The sequence below is a fragment of the Comamonas aquatica genome (genome assembly GCF_018064205.1).
In the GTDB taxonomy this organism is placed as follows: Bacteria; Pseudomonadota; Gammaproteobacteria; order Burkholderiales; family Burkholderiaceae_C; genus Comamonas; species Comamonas aquatica.
Genome location: NZ_CP072916.1, coordinates 3,196,830 through 3,211,154, shown reverse-complemented (window position 1 = coordinate 3,211,154; position 14,325 = coordinate 3,196,830). Strand labels below are relative to the sequence as shown.

21 protein-coding genes and 2 tRNA genes are annotated in these 14,325 nt (G+C 60.9%); 22 read left to right on the top strand and 1 reads right to left on the bottom strand.

Annotated elements, in window-relative coordinates; all coding sequences use genetic code 11:
• The first annotated feature begins 24 nt into the window (after positions 1–24).
• The 21 genes from KAQ61_RS15120 (at position 25) to KAQ61_RS15020 (ending at position 12,867) form a co-directional block, all read left to right on the top strand.
• The gene (locus tag KAQ61_RS15120) at positions 25–1,620 is read left to right on the top strand and encodes a glycerol-3-phosphate dehydrogenase/oxidase (protein WP_210929701.1); all 1,596 of its coding nucleotides are present in this window, start codon (positions 25–27) and stop codon (positions 1,618–1,620) included.
• A 391-nt stretch (positions 1,621–2,011) separates the two neighbouring features.
• Positions 2,012–2,380 (top strand): 50S ribosomal protein L14, encoded by a 369-nt coding sequence (rplN, locus tag KAQ61_RS15115; RefSeq protein WP_042417471.1) that lies wholly within the window; start codon positions 2,012–2,014, stop codon positions 2,378–2,380.
• 9 nt (positions 2,381–2,389) lie between these two features.
• Positions 2,390–2,707, top strand: coding sequence for a 50S ribosomal protein L24 (rplX, locus tag KAQ61_RS15110; protein ID WP_042417467.1), 318 nt, complete (start codon positions 2,390–2,392; stop codon positions 2,705–2,707).
• 10 nt (positions 2,708–2,717) lie between these two features.
• Positions 2,718–3,257, top strand: coding sequence for a 50S ribosomal protein L5 (rplE, locus tag KAQ61_RS15105; protein WP_042417462.1), 540 nt, complete (start codon positions 2,718–2,720; stop codon positions 3,255–3,257).
• A gap of 8 nt (positions 3,258–3,265) precedes the next feature.
• Positions 3,266–3,571, top strand: a complete 306-nt coding sequence (rpsN, locus tag KAQ61_RS15100; RefSeq protein WP_042417459.1) for a 30S ribosomal protein S14 — start codon at positions 3,266–3,268, stop codon at positions 3,569–3,571.
• Between the two features lie 20 nt (positions 3,572–3,591).
• On the top strand, positions 3,592–3,987 hold the full coding sequence (gene rpsH / locus KAQ61_RS15095; protein ID WP_042417456.1) for a 30S ribosomal protein S8: 396 nt from the start codon (positions 3,592–3,594) through the stop codon (positions 3,985–3,987).
• Between the two features lie 24 nt (positions 3,988–4,011).
• Complete coding sequence (gene rplF / locus KAQ61_RS15090; protein ID WP_042417452.1) at positions 4,012–4,545, top strand: 50S ribosomal protein L6; 534 nt, start codon at positions 4,012–4,014, stop codon at positions 4,543–4,545.
• Between the two features lie 11 nt (positions 4,546–4,556).
• Positions 4,557–4,922, top strand: a complete 366-nt coding sequence (rplR, locus tag KAQ61_RS15085; RefSeq protein WP_042417449.1) for a 50S ribosomal protein L18 — start codon at positions 4,557–4,559, stop codon at positions 4,920–4,922.
• A 15-nt stretch (positions 4,923–4,937) separates the two neighbouring features.
• Positions 4,938–5,456 (top strand): 30S ribosomal protein S5, encoded by a 519-nt coding sequence (rpsE, locus tag KAQ61_RS15080; protein WP_042417446.1) that lies wholly within the window; start codon positions 4,938–4,940, stop codon positions 5,454–5,456.
• Between the two features lie 13 nt (positions 5,457–5,469).
• On the top strand, positions 5,470–5,652 hold the full coding sequence (gene rpmD / locus KAQ61_RS15075) for a 50S ribosomal protein L30 (protein ID WP_042417443.1): 183 nt from the start codon (positions 5,470–5,472) through the stop codon (positions 5,650–5,652).
• Between the two features lie 11 nt (positions 5,653–5,663).
• A complete protein-coding gene (gene rplO / locus KAQ61_RS15070) occupies positions 5,664–6,095 on the top strand; it encodes a 50S ribosomal protein L15 (protein WP_042417579.1) in 432 nt (143 codons plus the stop codon).
• Positions 6,096–6,117: 22 nt separating this feature from the next.
• Positions 6,118–7,431 (top strand): preprotein translocase subunit SecY, encoded by a 1,314-nt coding sequence (gene secY / locus KAQ61_RS15065; RefSeq protein ID WP_042417440.1) that lies wholly within the window; start codon positions 6,118–6,120, stop codon positions 7,429–7,431.
• A 138-nt stretch (positions 7,432–7,569) separates the two neighbouring features.
• Positions 7,570–7,683 carry a 50S ribosomal protein L36 gene (gene rpmJ / locus KAQ61_RS15060; RefSeq protein WP_003050535.1) on the top strand — a complete coding sequence of 38 codons (114 nt, stop codon included), beginning with the start codon at positions 7,570–7,572 and terminating at the stop codon, positions 7,681–7,683.
• A gap of 22 nt (positions 7,684–7,705) precedes the next feature.
• A complete protein-coding gene (rpsM, locus tag KAQ61_RS15055) occupies positions 7,706–8,071 on the top strand; it encodes a 30S ribosomal protein S13 (protein ID WP_042417430.1) in 366 nt (121 codons plus the stop codon).
• Positions 8,072–8,088: 17 nt separating this feature from the next.
• Complete coding sequence (rpsK, locus tag KAQ61_RS15050) at positions 8,089–8,490, top strand: 30S ribosomal protein S11 (RefSeq protein ID WP_042417426.1); 402 nt, start codon at positions 8,089–8,091, stop codon at positions 8,488–8,490.
• 91 nt (positions 8,491–8,581) lie between these two features.
• Positions 8,582–9,205, top strand: a complete 624-nt coding sequence (rpsD, locus tag KAQ61_RS15045) for a 30S ribosomal protein S4 (RefSeq protein ID WP_183302290.1) — start codon at positions 8,582–8,584, stop codon at positions 9,203–9,205.
• A gap of 116 nt (positions 9,206–9,321) precedes the next feature.
• On the top strand, positions 9,322–10,320 hold the full coding sequence (locus KAQ61_RS15040) for a DNA-directed RNA polymerase subunit alpha (RefSeq protein ID WP_043383860.1): 999 nt from the start codon (positions 9,322–9,324) through the stop codon (positions 10,318–10,320).
• Between the two features lie 126 nt (positions 10,321–10,446).
• Positions 10,447–10,827, top strand: coding sequence for a 50S ribosomal protein L17 (gene rplQ, locus KAQ61_RS15035; protein ID WP_043383862.1), 381 nt, complete (start codon positions 10,447–10,449; stop codon positions 10,825–10,827).
• 24 nt (positions 10,828–10,851) lie between these two features.
• A tRNA-Met gene (locus tag KAQ61_RS15030) sits at positions 10,852–10,928 on the top strand.
• Between the two features lie 159 nt (positions 10,929–11,087).
• Positions 11,088–11,164, top strand: a tRNA-Met gene (locus KAQ61_RS15025).
• Positions 11,165–11,616: 452 nt separating this feature from the next.
• Positions 11,617–12,867: an Hsp70 family protein gene (locus KAQ61_RS15020; protein ID WP_210929700.1), complete on the top strand. Its 1,251-nt coding sequence runs from the start codon at positions 11,617–11,619 to the stop codon at positions 12,865–12,867.
• Between the two features lie 109 nt (positions 12,868–12,976).
• On the opposite strand, the gene rsmI is transcribed toward KAQ61_RS15020, so the two are convergent.
• The gene (gene rsmI, locus KAQ61_RS15015; protein WP_210929699.1) at positions 12,977–13,900 is read right to left on the bottom strand and encodes a 16S rRNA (cytidine(1402)-2'-O)-methyltransferase; all 924 of its coding nucleotides are present in this window, start codon (positions 13,898–13,900) and stop codon (positions 12,977–12,979) included.
• Between rsmI and KAQ61_RS15010 the strand changes: the two genes are divergently transcribed.
• Positions 13,900–14,298 (top strand): YraN family protein, encoded by a 399-nt coding sequence (locus KAQ61_RS15010; RefSeq protein WP_042417409.1) that lies wholly within the window; start codon positions 13,900–13,902, stop codon positions 14,296–14,298. The two genes, rsmI and KAQ61_RS15010, sit on opposite strands and share 1 nt — an antisense overlap.
• Positions 14,299–14,325: the final 27 nt, after the last annotated feature.

The following is a 14,325-nucleotide window of genomic DNA, read 5'->3' as shown; positions in this document are numbered from 1 at the left end:
ACACCTGCTCAGTCCTGAAGCGCCATGACGATTGCCACCACGCCCCTGACCACCGATCGTGCCGAATTATTGGCCCGCTTGGCCCAACCGGAAACCTACGATCTGCTGATTATCGGCGGTGGAGCCACGGGCCTGGGCACGGCCGTGGATGCGGCGGCCCGCGGCTTCAAGGTGGCACTGGTGGAGTCGCACGACTTCGCCAAGGGCACCTCCTCGCGCGCCACCAAGCTGGTGCACGGCGGCGTGCGCTACCTGGCCCAGGGCAATGTGTCTCTGGTGCGCGAAGCCCTGCACGAGCGCAGCACCTTGCTGAACAACGCACCGCACCTGGCCCAGCCGCTGCCGTTCGTGATGCCGTCCTACCGCCTGCTGGATACGCCGTTCTACGGCGCCGGCCTGAAGATGTACGACGCGCTGGCCGGCAAGGACGGCCTGGGCCGCACCGAATTCCTCAGCAAGGACAAGACCCTGCGTCTGCTGCCCACGGTGCGCACCGACCACCTCAAGGGTGGGGTGAAGTACTGGGATGGCCAGTTCGACGATGCGCGCCTGGCGCTGGCGCTGGCCCGCACGGCCGCCGCCAAGGGTGCGCTGCTGGTGAACTATTGCCCCGCCAAGGAACTGCTGCACGAAGGCGGCAAGGTGGTGGGCGCGGTCTGCGAGGACGCCGAGACCGGCAGCCGCTACACCGTGCGCGCCAAGTGCGTGGTCAATGCCACCGGCCCCTGGGTGGATGCGCTGCGCCAGCAGGATGCCGAGCTGCTGGGCAAGCCCGTCAAACCCATGGTCGCGCCCAGCCAGGGCGTGCATGTGGTCGTGGACCGCGAATTCCTGCCCTCCGACCATGCCCTGCTGGTGCCCAAGACCGCCGACGGCCGCGTGCTGTTTGCCGTGCCCTGGTTGGGCAAGGTCATCCTGGGCACCACCGACACGCCGCGCCACGACCTGGCGCGCGAGCCCCAGGCCTTCGAGGAAGAGATTGAATTCATCCTCAAGGAAGCCGGCAACTACCTGTGCCGCCGCCCCTCGCGCGCCGATGTGCGCAGCATCTGGGTGGGCATGCGCCCCCTGGTCAAGCCCCAGGACGACGATGGCGAGAACACCAAGAAGATCAGCCGCGAACACACGGTGATGACCAGCAAGTCCGGTCTGGTGACCGTGACCGGCGGCAAATGGACCACCTACCGCGCCATGGCCGAGGACGTGCTGCAGGAATGCTTCGAGCAAAAGCTCCTGCCAGGCCGCGCTGGCGGCGTGACCGTCAAGCTGCCGCTGGTTGGCGCCCCCAAGCCCGAACAGGTCAAGCACCGCATGAACGCCGCCCAGGGGGAGCACATCTACGGCACCGAAGCCGCCGCCGTGCACAGCCTGCCCGGTGCCGACCAGCGCCTGGCCGAAGGCCTGAGCGAGGCCATGGTGCGTTTTGCGGCGCGCTACGAGTACGCCCGCACCGTCGAGGACGTGCTGGCCCGCCGCAGCCGCCTGCTGTTCCTAGACGCCCGCCTGGCCGCCCAGGTGGCGCCGCGCGTGGCCGAGATCCTGCAGCAGGAACTGCCCGGCGTTGACGTCAAGCTGACCGACTTCCTGGCCTTGTGCCAGCAGTACCGCCTGGCGGCCTGACCTCCCAACCTCCCGATTGCCGAGCTGTGGCGCCGATTGCTTCCGAATCAGGAGCGGTCGGCGCTTTTTTATGGCTGTTTCTGTCTTTAAAGTCCTTTGAAACTGCCGCTGGATAAGCGCTAGCAGCTATGTTTTTTATAACCGCTGCGTGGCAGGCCGTCTGCCCCGCAGGTCAGCTGGTTTTGGCGTGCTAAGCAGTTGACACGCAAGGATTTTCCTGCGATACTCCTCTGCTTCACGTGTAAAAGCGTGAAAGTTCTGCCCAGCGGGAAGCCTTTTGGAATGGTCCAGAAGGTGGACGACGGGCCCAAGACTGACCGGCTGCTCGTTCGGCCCTTGAGAAGTTCTCTGGGGCTGTCCGGGTCTGCTGGAGCAAGTTGGGAATATTGAAATGATCCAAACAGAATCTCGGTTAGAGGTTGCCGATAACACGGGCGCGAAGTCTGTTCAGTGCATTAAGGTGCTGGGCGGTTCTCATCGTCGTTACGCAAGTGTTGGCGACATCATCAAAGTGAGCATCAAAGAAGCCGCTCCCCGTGGCCGCGTCAAAAAAGGCGAGGTCTACAGTGCTGTGGTCGTCCGTACCGCCAAGGGCATCCGCCGTGGCGACGGTTCTTTGGTGAAGTTCGATGGCAATGCTGCCGTTCTGCTGAACGCCAAGCTGGAGCCTATCGGCACTCGTATTTTTGGCCCCGTGACACGTGAACTGCGTACCGAGAAGTTCATGAAGATCGTGTCCCTGGCACCTGAAGTTCTCTAAGGAAGCACCATGAACAAGATTCGCAAGGGCGACAAAGTCATCGTGCTGACCGGCCGTGACAAGGGTAAGCAAGGCGTGGTGACTCAGCGCGTTGACGATTCGCATCTGTTGATCGAAGGCGTGAACCTGGTCAAGAAGCACGTCAAGCCAAACCCCATGAAGGGCACCACCGGCGGTATCGTGGAAAAGGCCATGCCTATCCACCAATCCAACGTGGCTATCTTCAATGCAGCGACTGGCAAGGCCGATCGCGTGGGCATCAAGGTGAACGCCGATGGCGCACGTGTTCGCGTGTTCAAGTCCAATGGCGCTGAAATCGCCGCCTAAGGAGTAACACATGGCACGTTTGCAAAAACTCTATCGCGAAAAGATCGCGGCCGAACTGAAGGAAAAGTTCGGTTACACCTCCTCCATGGAAGTGCCCCGTCTGACCAAGATCACCCTGAACATGGGTGTGAGCGAAGCCGTGGCCGACAAGAAGGTGATGGACAACGCCGTGGCTGACCTGACCAAGATTGCTGGTCAAAAGCCCGTGGTGACCAAGGCCAAGAAGGCTATCGCTGGTTTCAAGATCCGTGAAGGCCAAGCCATTGGCTGCATGGTGACCCTGCGTGGCGTTCAAATGTACGAATTCCTGGACCGTTTCGTGACCGTGGCTCTGCCCCGCGTGCGCGACTTCCGCGGTATCTCGGGTCGTTCGTTCGACGGTCGCGGCAACTACAACGTCGGCGTCAAAGAACAGATCATCTTCCCTGAAATCGAATACGACAAAGTGGATGCTCTGCGTGGTCTGAATATCAGCATCACGACGACCGCGAAGACTGACGACGAGTGCAAGGCACTGCTCGCAGCGTTCAAATTCCCCTTCAAGAACTGAGGTGGCGCATGGCTAAGAAAGCTTTGATCGAGCGCGAACTGAAGCGCGAAAAGCTGGCAGCTAAGTACGCTGCCAAGTACGCAGAACTGAAGGCAATCGCCGGCGACGCCAAGCGTTCCGACGAAGAGCGTGATGCAGCCCGTCTGGGTCTGCAGAAGCTGCCCCGCAACGCCAACCCTACTCGCCAACGTAACCGTTGCGAAATCACCGGTCGTCCACGTGGCACATTCCGTCAATTCGGTCTGGGTCGCGCCAAGATCCGTGAACTGGCCTTCGCTGGCGACATCCCCGGTGTCACCAAGGCCAGCTGGTAAGCAAGCAGGAGAGATACAAGATGAGCATGAGTGATCCTATCGCCGACTTGCTGACCCGTATTCGCAACGCCCAAATGGTGTCCAAGGCCACTGTGTCGGTTCCTTCCTCCAAGGTGAAGGTTGCCATCGCACAAGTGCTGAAGGACGAGGGCTATGTTGACGGTTTTGAAGTCAAGACCGAAGACGGTAAGTCTGAACTCGTTATTACCCTGAAGTACTACGCCGGTCGCCCCGTGATCGAGCGTATCGAACGTGTGAGCCGTCCTGGCCTGCGCGTGTACAAGGGCCGTGACGCAATTCCCCAAGTCATGAACGGCTTGGGTGTGGCCATCGTCACCACCCCCAAGGGCGTGATGACCGATCGCAAGGCGCGTGCTACCGGTGTCGGTGGCGAAGTGCTGTGCTATGTGGCCTAACGGACATTAAGGAGAAATACTGAAATGTCTCGCGTAGCAAAAGCAAACGTGACCATCCCCGCAGGCGTGGATGTGTCGATGACTGCTGAGACCATCAAGGTCAAGGGCAAGGGCGGCGAGCTGTCCCTGGCACTGAACCCCCAAGTGGTGATCAGCAACAACGAAGGCAAGCTGTCTTTCGTTCCCGCCAATGACTCCCGTGATGCTGACGCACTGGCCGGTACTTTCCGCCAGCTGGTCAACAACATGGTCAAGGGTGTGACCGAAGGCTTCGAAAAGAAGCTGACTCTGATCGGCGTGGGCTACAAGGCCGCCGTGCAGGGCACCAAGCTGAACCTGGCTGTGGGTTACTCGCACCCAGTGAACTTCGAAATGCCTGCCGGCATCACTATCACTACCCCGACCCCCACGGAAGTGGTGGTCAAGGGTGCTGACCGCCAGGCGGTGGGTCAGCTGGCTGCTGAGATCCGCGCCGTTCGTCCTCCCGAGCCTTACAAGGGCAAGGGCATCCGTTATGCGGATGAGAAGGTCGTGATCAAAGAGACCAAGAAGAAGTAAGGAGCTGCAATATGTTGACCAAGAAAGAGCAGCGTCTGCGTCGTGCACGCCAAACACGTATCCGCATTGCACAGCAAGGCGTGGCGCGTCTGAGCGTGAACCGCACGAACCTCCACATCTACGCCAGCGTCTTCTCCGAAGACGGCACCAAGGTGTTGGCCACAGCTTCGACTGCCGAAGCCTCCGTGCGCGCACAACTGGGCGCCGCTGGCAAGGGTGGCAACGTGGCTGCCGCCACACAAATCGGCAAGCTGATTGCCGAGCGTGCTAAGGCTGCCGGCGTTGAGAAAGTGGCTTTCGATCGCGCTGGTTTCGCATACCACGGCCGCGTGAAGGCTTTGGCAGAAGCCGCCCGTGAAGCGGGCCTGCAGTTCTAAGCGGAGCGGACAAAAATGGCAAAGTTTTCCCCCAAGGTGCAAGACGAAGGTCGTGACGACGGTCTGCGCGAAAAAATGATCGCGGTGAACCGCGTCACCAAGGTTGTGAAGGGTGGTCGTATCCTCGGCTTCGCTGCACTGACCGTGGTTGGCGATGGTGATGGCCGCGTTGGCATGGGCAAGGGCAAGTCCAAGGAAGTGCCTGCAGCTGTGCAAAAGGGCATGGAAGAGTCCCGTCGCAACATGATGAAGGTGTCGCTCAAGAGCGGCACCATCCACCACTCCGTGGTGGGTCACCATGGCGCGGCTCGTGTGGAACTGCACCCCGCCCCCAAGGGTACCGGCATCATCGCTGGCGGCCCTATGCGCGCTGTGTTCGAAGTGGTCGGTATCACCGATATCGTGGCCAAGAGCCATGGTTCTTCGAACCCCTACAACATGGTTCGCGCCACTTTTGACGCGCTGAAGAACTCCACAACCCCTTCGGAAGTGGCAGCTAAGCGTGGCAAGTCGGTCGAAGACCTGTTCGTCTGATCGGAGTCAGCACATGTCTACACAACAAACCATCAAGGTTCAGCTGGTCCGTAGCCCCATCGGCACCAAGGAAGACCACCGCGCTACCGTGCGTGGCCTGGGTCTGCGCAAGCTGAACAGCGTCAGCGAACTGCAGGACACCCCTGCCGTGCGCGGCATGATTAACAAGATCGCCTACTTGGTGAAGGTTCTCTGAAAGGATTGATGATGGAACTCAATAGCATCAAGCCTGCAGAAGGCGCCAAGCACGCCAAGCGTCGCGTGGGCCGCGGTATCGGTTCCGGTCTGGGTAAGACCGCCGGTCGTGGTCACAAGGGTCAGAAGTCGCGTTCGGGTGGCTACCACAAGGTGGGCTTCGAAGGCGGTCAGATGCCTTTGCAGCGTCGTCTGCCCAAGCGTGGCTTCAAGTCGATGACACTGAAGTTCAACGCCGAAGTGACACTGACTGCTCTGGAGCAACTGGGTCTGGCGGAAGTCGACGTGGCCGTTCTGAAGCAAGCTGGTCTGGTGGCCGCCAACGCCCAAGTGGTGAAGGTCATCAAGAGCGGTGAGCTGTCCAAGGCTGTCAAGCTGAACGGCGTTGCCGCTACAGCTGGCGCCAAGGCCGCCATCGAAGCTGCTGGTGGCAGCATCGCCTGATTAAGTTCTGAAAGAGACATCCGTGGCTACTAGCGCAGCTCAAATTGCAAAAACCGGCAAGTTTGGCGACTTGCGTCGTCGACTGGTTTTTCTGCTGCTTGCGCTGGTCGTGTACCGCATTGGGGCGCATATCCCCGTGCCGGGCATCGATCCAGCGCAGCTGCAGCAGCTGTTCAATGGCCAGCAGGGCATTCTCAACCTGTTCAACATGTTCTCGGGTGGAGCGCTCTCGCGCTTCACAGTGTTCGCACTGGGGATCATGCCGTACATCTCGGCATCGATCATCATGCAGCTGATGACCTACGTCGTCCCCACATTTGAGCAGCTGAAAAAAGAAGGTGAAGCGGGTCGTCGCAAGATTACCCAGTACACCCGCTATGGCACTTTGGCTCTGGCAATTTTTCAGTCGTTGGGTATTGCTGTGGCTCTGGAAAGCTCTCCAGGTCTGGTGTTGGATCCAGGCTTCGGCTTCCGCCTCACGGCGGTGGTCAGCCTGACTGCCGGCACCCTGTTCCTGATGTGGCTCGGTGAACAGATCACGGAACGTGGTCTGGGCAACGGCATCTCGATCCTGATCTTTGCTGGTATTGCCGCAGGCTTGCCCAGCTCGATCGGTGGTCTGTTGGAGCTGGTGCGCACTGGTGCCATGAGCATCCTGGCCGCGATCTTCATTGTCCTCGTAGTGGCAGCCGTGACGTACTTCGTCGTGTTTGTCGAGCGCGGTCAGCGCAAGATCCTGGTGAATTACGCACGCCGCCAAGTCGGCAACAAGGTGTATGGTGGTCAGTCTTCGCACTTGCCACTGAAGTTGAACATGGCCGGGGTCATTCCTCCCATCTTCGCTTCCTCAATCATCTTGCTGCCAGCAACAGTGGTGAATTGGTTCAGTGCAGGGGAATCCATGCGCTGGTTGAAGGACATTGCATCGACGTTGACCCCCGGTCAGCCGATTTATGTGATGCTCTACGCAGCCGCCATCATTTTCTTCTGCTTCTTCTATACGGCGCTCGTGTTCAATAGCCGCGAGACCGCTGATAATCTGAAGAAGAGTGGTGCTTTCATCCCTGGCATTCGCCCCGGTGACCAGACAGCCCGCTACATTGACAAAATTCTGGTGCGTCTGACATTGGCTGGCGCCGTCTACATCACGTTTGTGTGTCTGTTGCCGGAGTTCTTGATTCTGAAGTACAACGTTCCGTTCTACTTCGGTGGTACATCGCTGCTGATTATTGTGGTGGTGACCATGGACTTCATGGCGCAAGTGCAGAACTACATGATGTCGCAGCAGTATGAGTCCCTTCTGAAGAAGGCCAACTTCAAGGCATCAGGTCACTGAGATATGAAGGCCATCCCCCCGGCCCAGGTCGGGAGGGATCCAACAACAGGCAAGTATGAGTGCTCTGCGCTCTTTCACGGTCACAGGCAGTGTCCAGGTGGAAAGAGTGGAACGGATGCAAAGTTTTAGGAGAATGAAATGAGAGTTTCGGCTTCGGTCAAGAAAATCTGCCGCAACTGCAAGATCATCCGCCGCAAGGGTGTGGTGCGCGTGATCTGCACAGACCAGCGTCATAAGCAGCGCCAGGGCTGATTGAAAGTATTAGAGGACTAATATGGCACGTATTGCTGGTATTAACATCCCGCCCCACAAGCATGCTGAAATCGGCCTGACCGCCATTTACGGCATCGGTCGTACGACTGCTCGCAAGATCTGCGAAGCTTGCGGCATCGAGTACTCCAAGAAGATCAAGGAGTTGACGGACGCTGATCTGGAAAAGATCCGTGACCAGTTGGCTGGCATGACTCTGGAAGGTGACCTGCGTCGCGAAACCACGATGAACATCAAGCGTTTGATGGACATCGGTTGCTACCGCGGCTTCCGTCACCGTCGTGGTCTGCCTATGCGCGGTCAACGTACGCGTACCAATGCCCGCACCCGCAAGGGTCCGCGCAAGGGTGCAGCTGCACTGAAGAAATAAGGGATTGAGAGATCACTATGGCTAAGGCACAAAACAACGCTGCAGCACGCGTTCGCAAGAAAGTTCGCAAGAACATTTCCGACGGCATCGCGCACGTGCACGCTTCGTTCAACAACACGATCATCACCATCACCGACCGTCAGGGCAACGCTCTGTCGTGGGCTTCGTCGGGTGGCCAGGGCTTCAAGGGTTCGCGCAAGTCGACACCTTTCGCCGCTCAGGTTGCTTCCGAAGTGGCTGGTCGTGCTGCTATCGAACAGGGCATCAAGAACCTGGACGTCGAAATCAAGGGTCCCGGTCCTGGCCGTGAATCCTCGGTGCGCGCCCTGGGTGCCCTGGGTATCCGTATCACTTCCATCTCGGACGTGACACCGGTGCCTCACAACGGCTGCCGCCCTCAAAAGCGTCGTCGTATCTAATTTTTGTAAGCCCACCGCCACCCGGGGTGTGTCATAACATCCCGGGTGGCTCCCGTGTGTAAGCACGGTAGATGACATAAAGGAAGTTCAAGTGGCACGTTATCTCGGCCCCAAGGCCAAACTCTCCCGCCGTGAAGGCACCGACCTGTTCCTGAAGTCTGCTCGTCGCTCGATCGCCGACAAGGCGAAGTTCGACAGCAAGCCCGGCCAGCATGGCCGCACTTCGGGCCAGCGCACTTCTGACTACGGTCTGCAACTGCGTGAAAAGCAGAAGGTCAAGCGCATGTACGGCGTGCTGGAAAAGCAATTCCGCCGTTACTTCGAAGCTGCTGACCAGAAGAAGGGCAACACCGGTGCCAACCTGCTGGGTCTGCTGGAAACTCGTCTGGACAACGTGGTGTACCGTATGGGCTTCGGCTCCACACGCGCTGAAGCACGCCAGCTGGTGTCCCACAAGGCCATCACTGTGAACGGCCAATCCGTGAACATCGCTTCCTACCTGGTGAAGGCTGGTGACGTAGTGGCAGTTCGCGAAAAGTCCAAGAAGCAAGCCCGTATTGTTGAAGCCCTGCAACTGGCTCAGCAAGTTGGCTTCCCCGCTTGGGTGGAAGTGAGCCTGGACAAGGCAGAAGGTACCTTCAAGCAAGTGCCTGACCGCGACCAATTCGGTGCAGACATCAACGAATCCCTGATCGTTGAGTTGTACTCGCGTTAATCGTAGTTTCGGTTGAGCAATCAACCATCCCGTTCCTAAACCGCGAGGCATCGCGGTTTAGGTGCTTCACCAGCCTTACCGGTGTAACGAGCCGGGGGTATTGAGAGGAAGTCTGCATGCAAACAAATCTGCTGAAACCCAAGACGATCAATGTTGAGCAGCTGGGTCACAACCGTGCCAAGGTGACTCTGGAGCCGTTCGAGCGTGGCTATGGCCATACGCTGGGCAACGCCCTGCGCCGCGTGCTGCTGTCGTCCATGGTGGGTTATGCAGCGACGGAAGTCACGATTGCTGGCGTGCTGCACGAGTACTCGTCCATCGATGGCGTGCAAGAAGATGTGACCAACATCCTCCTGAACCTGAAGGGCGTGGTGTTCAAACTGCACAACCGTGACGAAGTGACCCTGAGTCTGCGCAAGGATGGTGAAGGCGTGGTGACCGCGCGCGACATCCAGACTCCCCATGACGTGGAGATCATCAATCCTGACCACGTGATCGCCCACCTGTCGCAAGGCGGCAAGCTGGACATGCAGATCAAGGTGGAACAGGGCCGTGGCTATGTGCCCGGCAACGTGCGCCGCTACGGTGACGAGTCGACGAAGTCGATCGGCCGTATCGTGCTGGATGCTTCGTTCTCGCCCGTGCGCCGCGTGAGCTACACCGTGGAATCCGCGCGTGTGGAACAGCGTACCGACTTGGACAAGCTGGTGGTGGAAATCGAAACCAACGGCGCCATCAACGCAGAAGACGCCGTGCGCGCCTCCGCCAAGATCCTGGTGGAACAGCTGGCGGTGTTCGCACAGCTGGACGGCGAGTTCGGCGAAGGCGGCATCCTGCAGGCTGGCGGCAGCCGCTCCAGCGCACAGACGTTCGATCCTATCCTGCTGCGTCCTGTGGACGAGCTGGAGCTGACCGTGCGTTCCGCCAACTGCCTGAAGGCAGAGAACATCTACTACATCGGTGACCTGATCCAGCGCACCGAGAACGAGCTGCTGAAGACGCCTAACCTGGGTCGCAAGTCGCTCAACGAAATCAAGGAAGTCCTGGCTTCCCGCGGCCTGACACTCGGCATGAAGCTCGAGAACTGGCCACCAGCAGGCCTGGAAAAGCGTTAATTCGCGAGTCCGGCTATAATCGCCGGCTCTTTGCCTGAGAGGGTGAAGAGCCAGTTATTTTTACCACGTGCACCGGGCGGTACCTGATACGGCCATCCGACCAAACTATCTGAAAAGGAAAGCACCATGCGTCACGGCAACGGCCTCCGTAAACTGAACCGTACTTCTGCTCACCGCAAGGCGATGCTGCAGAACATGATGAACTCCTTGATCGAACACGAAGCGATCAAGACCACCGTGCCCAAGGCCAAGGAACTGCGCCGCGTGATTGAGCCCATGATCACTCTGGCCAAGGTTGACACCGTCGCCAACCGTCGTCTGGCGTTTGACCGCCTGCGCGACCGCGACAGCGTGACCAAACTGTTCAACGTGCTGGGTCCCCGCAACGCACAGCGTCCCGGTGGCTACACACGCATCCTGAAGATGGGCTTCCGTGTGGGCGACAACGCCCCCATGGCTTACGTGGAATTGGTGGAGCAAGCCGCTGAAACCCAAGCTGCAGAATAATTCTGTGCTATAATTTGGACATATCGCGAGGTGGAGCAGTCTGGTAGCTCGTTGGGCTCATAACCCAAAGGTCGTTGGTTCAAATCCGGCCCTCGCAACCAAATCAAAAACCCTGCTGAAGCAATTCAGCAGGGTTTTTTGTTGCGTGATTGGTTCCATCGCGCCTGCGACGACAGTTTGGTAGGGATGCGGCCTGGCACGCAGGGAAAACCCTGATTGCGGCAGGCGAATTGCGGTTATGCGCTACAATACATGCATATCGCGAGGTGGAGCAGTCTGGTAGCTCGTTGGGCTCATAACCCAAAGGTCGTTGGTTCAAATCCGGCCCTCGCAACCAGATCAAAAACCCTGCTGAAGCAATTCAGCAGGGTTTTTTGTTGTCTGGCTGGGGAGGACGCTGCTGCAGAGCAGGGTGTGGCAGAGCTACCGGTGCGGTCCGGAATGCGTCGGCGCCATGGCGAAAGCAAAGTCACCAGGCGTGGGTGGTGCTGGTGGCTCTTCGCTTTGTGCGTTGCGATAAGCCTCGGCGTAGTCAAACGCTGGGCAGCGTGTGCTCACCGGGCGCTGGGGCAAAGACCGCCTCCATGCCTGGGGTGGTTCCTGGCGGGCCTGCAGATCTGGGCGCAGGCTGCCACAATGGCGCCCCTTTGTTGACCGCAGAATGCACAAAACCATAGCTTCTTGCGCTCGCATAACAAGGTGTTCAGGTGTTTTTCTCTCTGAAAGCCTTGTTAAGCAAGCGCTGGCAGCTCTTGTTTTATGCAGTCCGCCTGTTTGAATTTGCTTCGCATGCGCTTGCTTCCCCAGACCACGCTAGGTATCGATTTCGGCACTTCCAATTCCGCCATGGCGTGGCGCAGCGCCGGGCAGACGGCACAGCTGGTGCCGTTGGAAGGGCGTGCCGCCGCGATGCCGACGGCGCTGTTCTTCCACTACGAGGACCACAGCACGCACTACGGGCGCGATGCCATGCAGCAGTATCTGGCGGGCGAGGAGGGGCGGCTGATGCGCTCGCTCAAAAGCCTGCTGGGCAGCAGCCTGCTGCAGGACAAGACGGCGGTGCATGGCCAGTTGGTGAGCTACCAGGACATCATCGCCATCTTCCTGCGGCACCTCGCCGCCCAGGCGCAGGCCCACCTGGGCGGCATGCCGGAGCGCGTGGTGCTGGGGCGGCCCGTGCACTTTGTGGACGGCAATCCCGAGCGCGATGCGATGGCCCAGTCTTCGCTGGAGTCCGCGGCGCGTACGGCGGGATTCCAGGAGGTGGCGTTCCAACTGGAGCCGATTGCCGCAGCGCTGGACTACGAGCATCGCCTGAACTCGGAGGCCTGCATCCTGGTGGTCGACATTGGCGGGGGCACGTCAGACTTCACGGTGGTGCGCCTGGGGCCGCAGCATGCCCGCAAGAGTGACCGCAGCCAGGACATCCTGGCGACCACGGGGGTGCACATCGGCGGCACCGATTTCGACCACAAGCTCAACGTGGCCGAGGTGCAGCCGCTGCTGGGCCTGGGGCACCACGGCCCCACGGGGCGCGAGGTGCCCAGCCGGGTGTTCTACGACCTGTCGACCTGGCACCTGATCCAGTGGCTGTACACCGCCAAGGCCTTGCGCGAGGCGGAAGCGCTGCGCACCGACTACAGCGATCGCCGGCTGCATGCCCGCCTGATGCGGGTGCTGCAGGAGCAGGCGGGCCACCGTCTGGCCGATGCCGTGGAGCAGGGCAAGATCGCGGCTTCCAGCACCGCGGCCACGGCGCCGCTGGACCTGCGCTGGGTCGAAGAAGACCTGACCGCCGCCATCAGCCCTGCCAGCCTGGCCACGCATCTGCAGCTGCAGCTGGCTGATGTGGTGCGCTGCGCCGAGGCCTGCGTGGCCCAGGCGGGACTGCGGACCGACCAGATCACGGCCTTGTACCTGACCGGTGGTTCCTCGGCCTTGCAGACGCTGCGGGATGCGCTGGCGGTGGCGTTTCCGGCCACACCGCAGGTCGCTGGCGACCTGTTTGGGGGCGTGGCTTCGGGCCTGGCCTACGCCTGAGCCCAGATACAAGCGCTGCCGCGCAGGCTGACGGGTGGGCGGTGCCCAGGACCGGCCCATCCCCGTGCTGTGTGCGCCCAGCCTCGCCGGGCGCAGCCCAAGGAGGCGGTCAGGCCTTGTCGGCTTCGCGCTTGATCTCCAGCGCGCGGTCGTACAGCGTATTGCGGTTGCCGCCCGTGATCTCTGCCGTGAGCTTGACCGCGGTCTTGGTGGGCAGCTCCGCCAGCAGCAATCGCAGCACGCGCTCGGCGTCCCCGCCGTCCTGCTGCACCGCCACAGGGTGCAGCACCACCACAAACTCGCCCTTGCTGCGGGTGGCGTCGGCGTCCAGCCACGCGGCCACGTCGTGGGCCGCATGGGTGCTGATCTGCTCGAACTGTTTGGTGATCTCGCGCGCCAGCGTCACCGGGCGCGGGCCCAGCACGGCCAGGGCCTTGGCCAGGTCCTGGATGCGGTGGGGCGCCTCCAGCAGCACGGTGCAGCGCGGCTCGGCCGCCAGCTTGTGCACGGCCACCTGGCGCTCGGCGTTCTTGGTGGGCAGAAAGCCGGCAAACACAAAGCCGCCTTCGGTCTGACCGGGCGGCACGCAACCGGCCACGCTGAGGGCACTGGTGATGCTGCTGGCCCCGGGCAGGGGCATGGCGCGCAGGCCGGCGGCGGCCACGGCCGCGCACAGGCGGGCGCCCGGGTCGCTCACGCCGGGGGTGCCGGCATCACTGACATATGCAATCCGCTGGCCCTGCTGCAGGCGGGCGATGATGCCGGCGGCCGCCTCGGCCTCGTTGTGCTGGTGCACGGCCAGCAACTGGTTGCCGGGGCGCTCCAGGCCGTAGGAGCGCAGCAGGCCCTGGGTGTGGCGCGTGTCTTCGCAGGCGATCGCGTCCACCCGTTGCAGCACATGCAGGGCGCGCAGCGAGATGTCGGCCAGATTACCGATGGGCGTGGCCACCACGTACAGGCAAGCCTGGGGATAATTTTGGGAGGCAGCCGCATCATGCGCTGCTGTCAATGCCGAAGCGAAAGAGGCACTCAATGTTCTTCCTTGGGAAAAAGCCACAGACCGCCGCGCCAGCCACGGCCGCACAGTTGCGTGGCCGGGCGGGCGAGGACCGAGCCCTGGCGCATTTGCAGGCACGGGGCCTGCGCTTGCTGGTGCGCAATTATCAAGCGCCTGGGCGCGCAGGGGGCGAGATCGACCTGATCCTGCAGGATCCGCAGGGGACTGTGGTCTTCGTCGAAGTGCGCAGTCGCAGCCGTGCGGACTTTGGCGGGGCCGGTGGCAGCATCGGTGCGGCCAAGCGCCAGCGCGTGGTGGCGACTGCCCAGCATTGGTTGCAGCGGCACGGGGCCGCGTGCCCCTGCCGCTTCGATGTGGTGCTGATCGAGGGTGAGCAGTTGCAATGGCTGCAGGCCGCGTTTGATGCGGGCTAGTGGCCCGGGCGGGCCGACCGGCGGCGG

What these genes read in the sequence shown, in the direction of transcription:
- rpsK (WP_042417426.1), top strand. Translation starts at nt 8,089, where the DNA reads ATGGCTAAGGCACAAAACAACGCTGCAGCACGCGTTCGCAAGAAAGTT.
- rplE (WP_042417462.1), top strand. Translation starts at nt 2,718, where the DNA reads ATGGCACGTTTGCAAAAACTCTATCGCGAAAAGATCGCGGCCGAACTG.
- rpmJ (WP_003050535.1), top strand. Translation starts at nt 7,570, where the DNA reads ATGAGAGTTTCGGCTTCGGTCAAGAAAATCTGCCGCAACTGCAAGATC.
- KAQ61_RS15040 (WP_043383860.1), top strand. Translation starts at nt 9,322, where the DNA reads ATGCAAACAAATCTGCTGAAACCCAAGACGATCAATGTTGAGCAGCTG.
- rplX (WP_042417467.1), top strand. Translation starts at nt 2,390, where the DNA reads ATGAACAAGATTCGCAAGGGCGACAAAGTCATCGTGCTGACCGGCCGT.
- rpsH (WP_042417456.1), top strand. Translation starts at nt 3,592, where the DNA reads ATGAGCATGAGTGATCCTATCGCCGACTTGCTGACCCGTATTCGCAAC.
- rpsN (WP_042417459.1), top strand. Translation starts at nt 3,266, where the DNA reads ATGGCTAAGAAAGCTTTGATCGAGCGCGAACTGAAGCGCGAAAAGCTG.
- KAQ61_RS15120 (WP_210929701.1), top strand. Translation starts at nt 25, where the DNA reads ATGACGATTGCCACCACGCCCCTGACCACCGATCGTGCCGAATTATTG.
- rplQ (WP_043383862.1), top strand. Translation starts at nt 10,447, where the DNA reads ATGCGTCACGGCAACGGCCTCCGTAAACTGAACCGTACTTCTGCTCAC.
- KAQ61_RS15010 (WP_042417409.1), top strand. Translation starts at nt 13,900, where the DNA reads ATGTTCTTCCTTGGGAAAAAGCCACAGACCGCCGCGCCAGCCACGGCC.
- rplO (WP_042417579.1), top strand. Translation starts at nt 5,664, where the DNA reads ATGGAACTCAATAGCATCAAGCCTGCAGAAGGCGCCAAGCACGCCAAG.
- rplF (WP_042417452.1), top strand. Translation starts at nt 4,012, where the DNA reads ATGTCTCGCGTAGCAAAAGCAAACGTGACCATCCCCGCAGGCGTGGAT.
- KAQ61_RS15020 (WP_210929700.1), top strand. Translation starts at nt 11,617, where the DNA reads ATGCGCTTGCTTCCCCAGACCACGCTAGGTATCGATTTCGGCACTTCC.
- rplR (WP_042417449.1), top strand. Translation starts at nt 4,557, where the DNA reads ATGTTGACCAAGAAAGAGCAGCGTCTGCGTCGTGCACGCCAAACACGT.
- rplN (WP_042417471.1), top strand. Translation starts at nt 2,012, where the DNA reads ATGATCCAAACAGAATCTCGGTTAGAGGTTGCCGATAACACGGGCGCG.
- rpsM (WP_042417430.1), top strand. Translation starts at nt 7,706, where the DNA reads ATGGCACGTATTGCTGGTATTAACATCCCGCCCCACAAGCATGCTGAA.
- rpsE (WP_042417446.1), top strand. Translation starts at nt 4,938, where the DNA reads ATGGCAAAGTTTTCCCCCAAGGTGCAAGACGAAGGTCGTGACGACGGT.
- rpmD (WP_042417443.1), top strand. Translation starts at nt 5,470, where the DNA reads ATGTCTACACAACAAACCATCAAGGTTCAGCTGGTCCGTAGCCCCATC.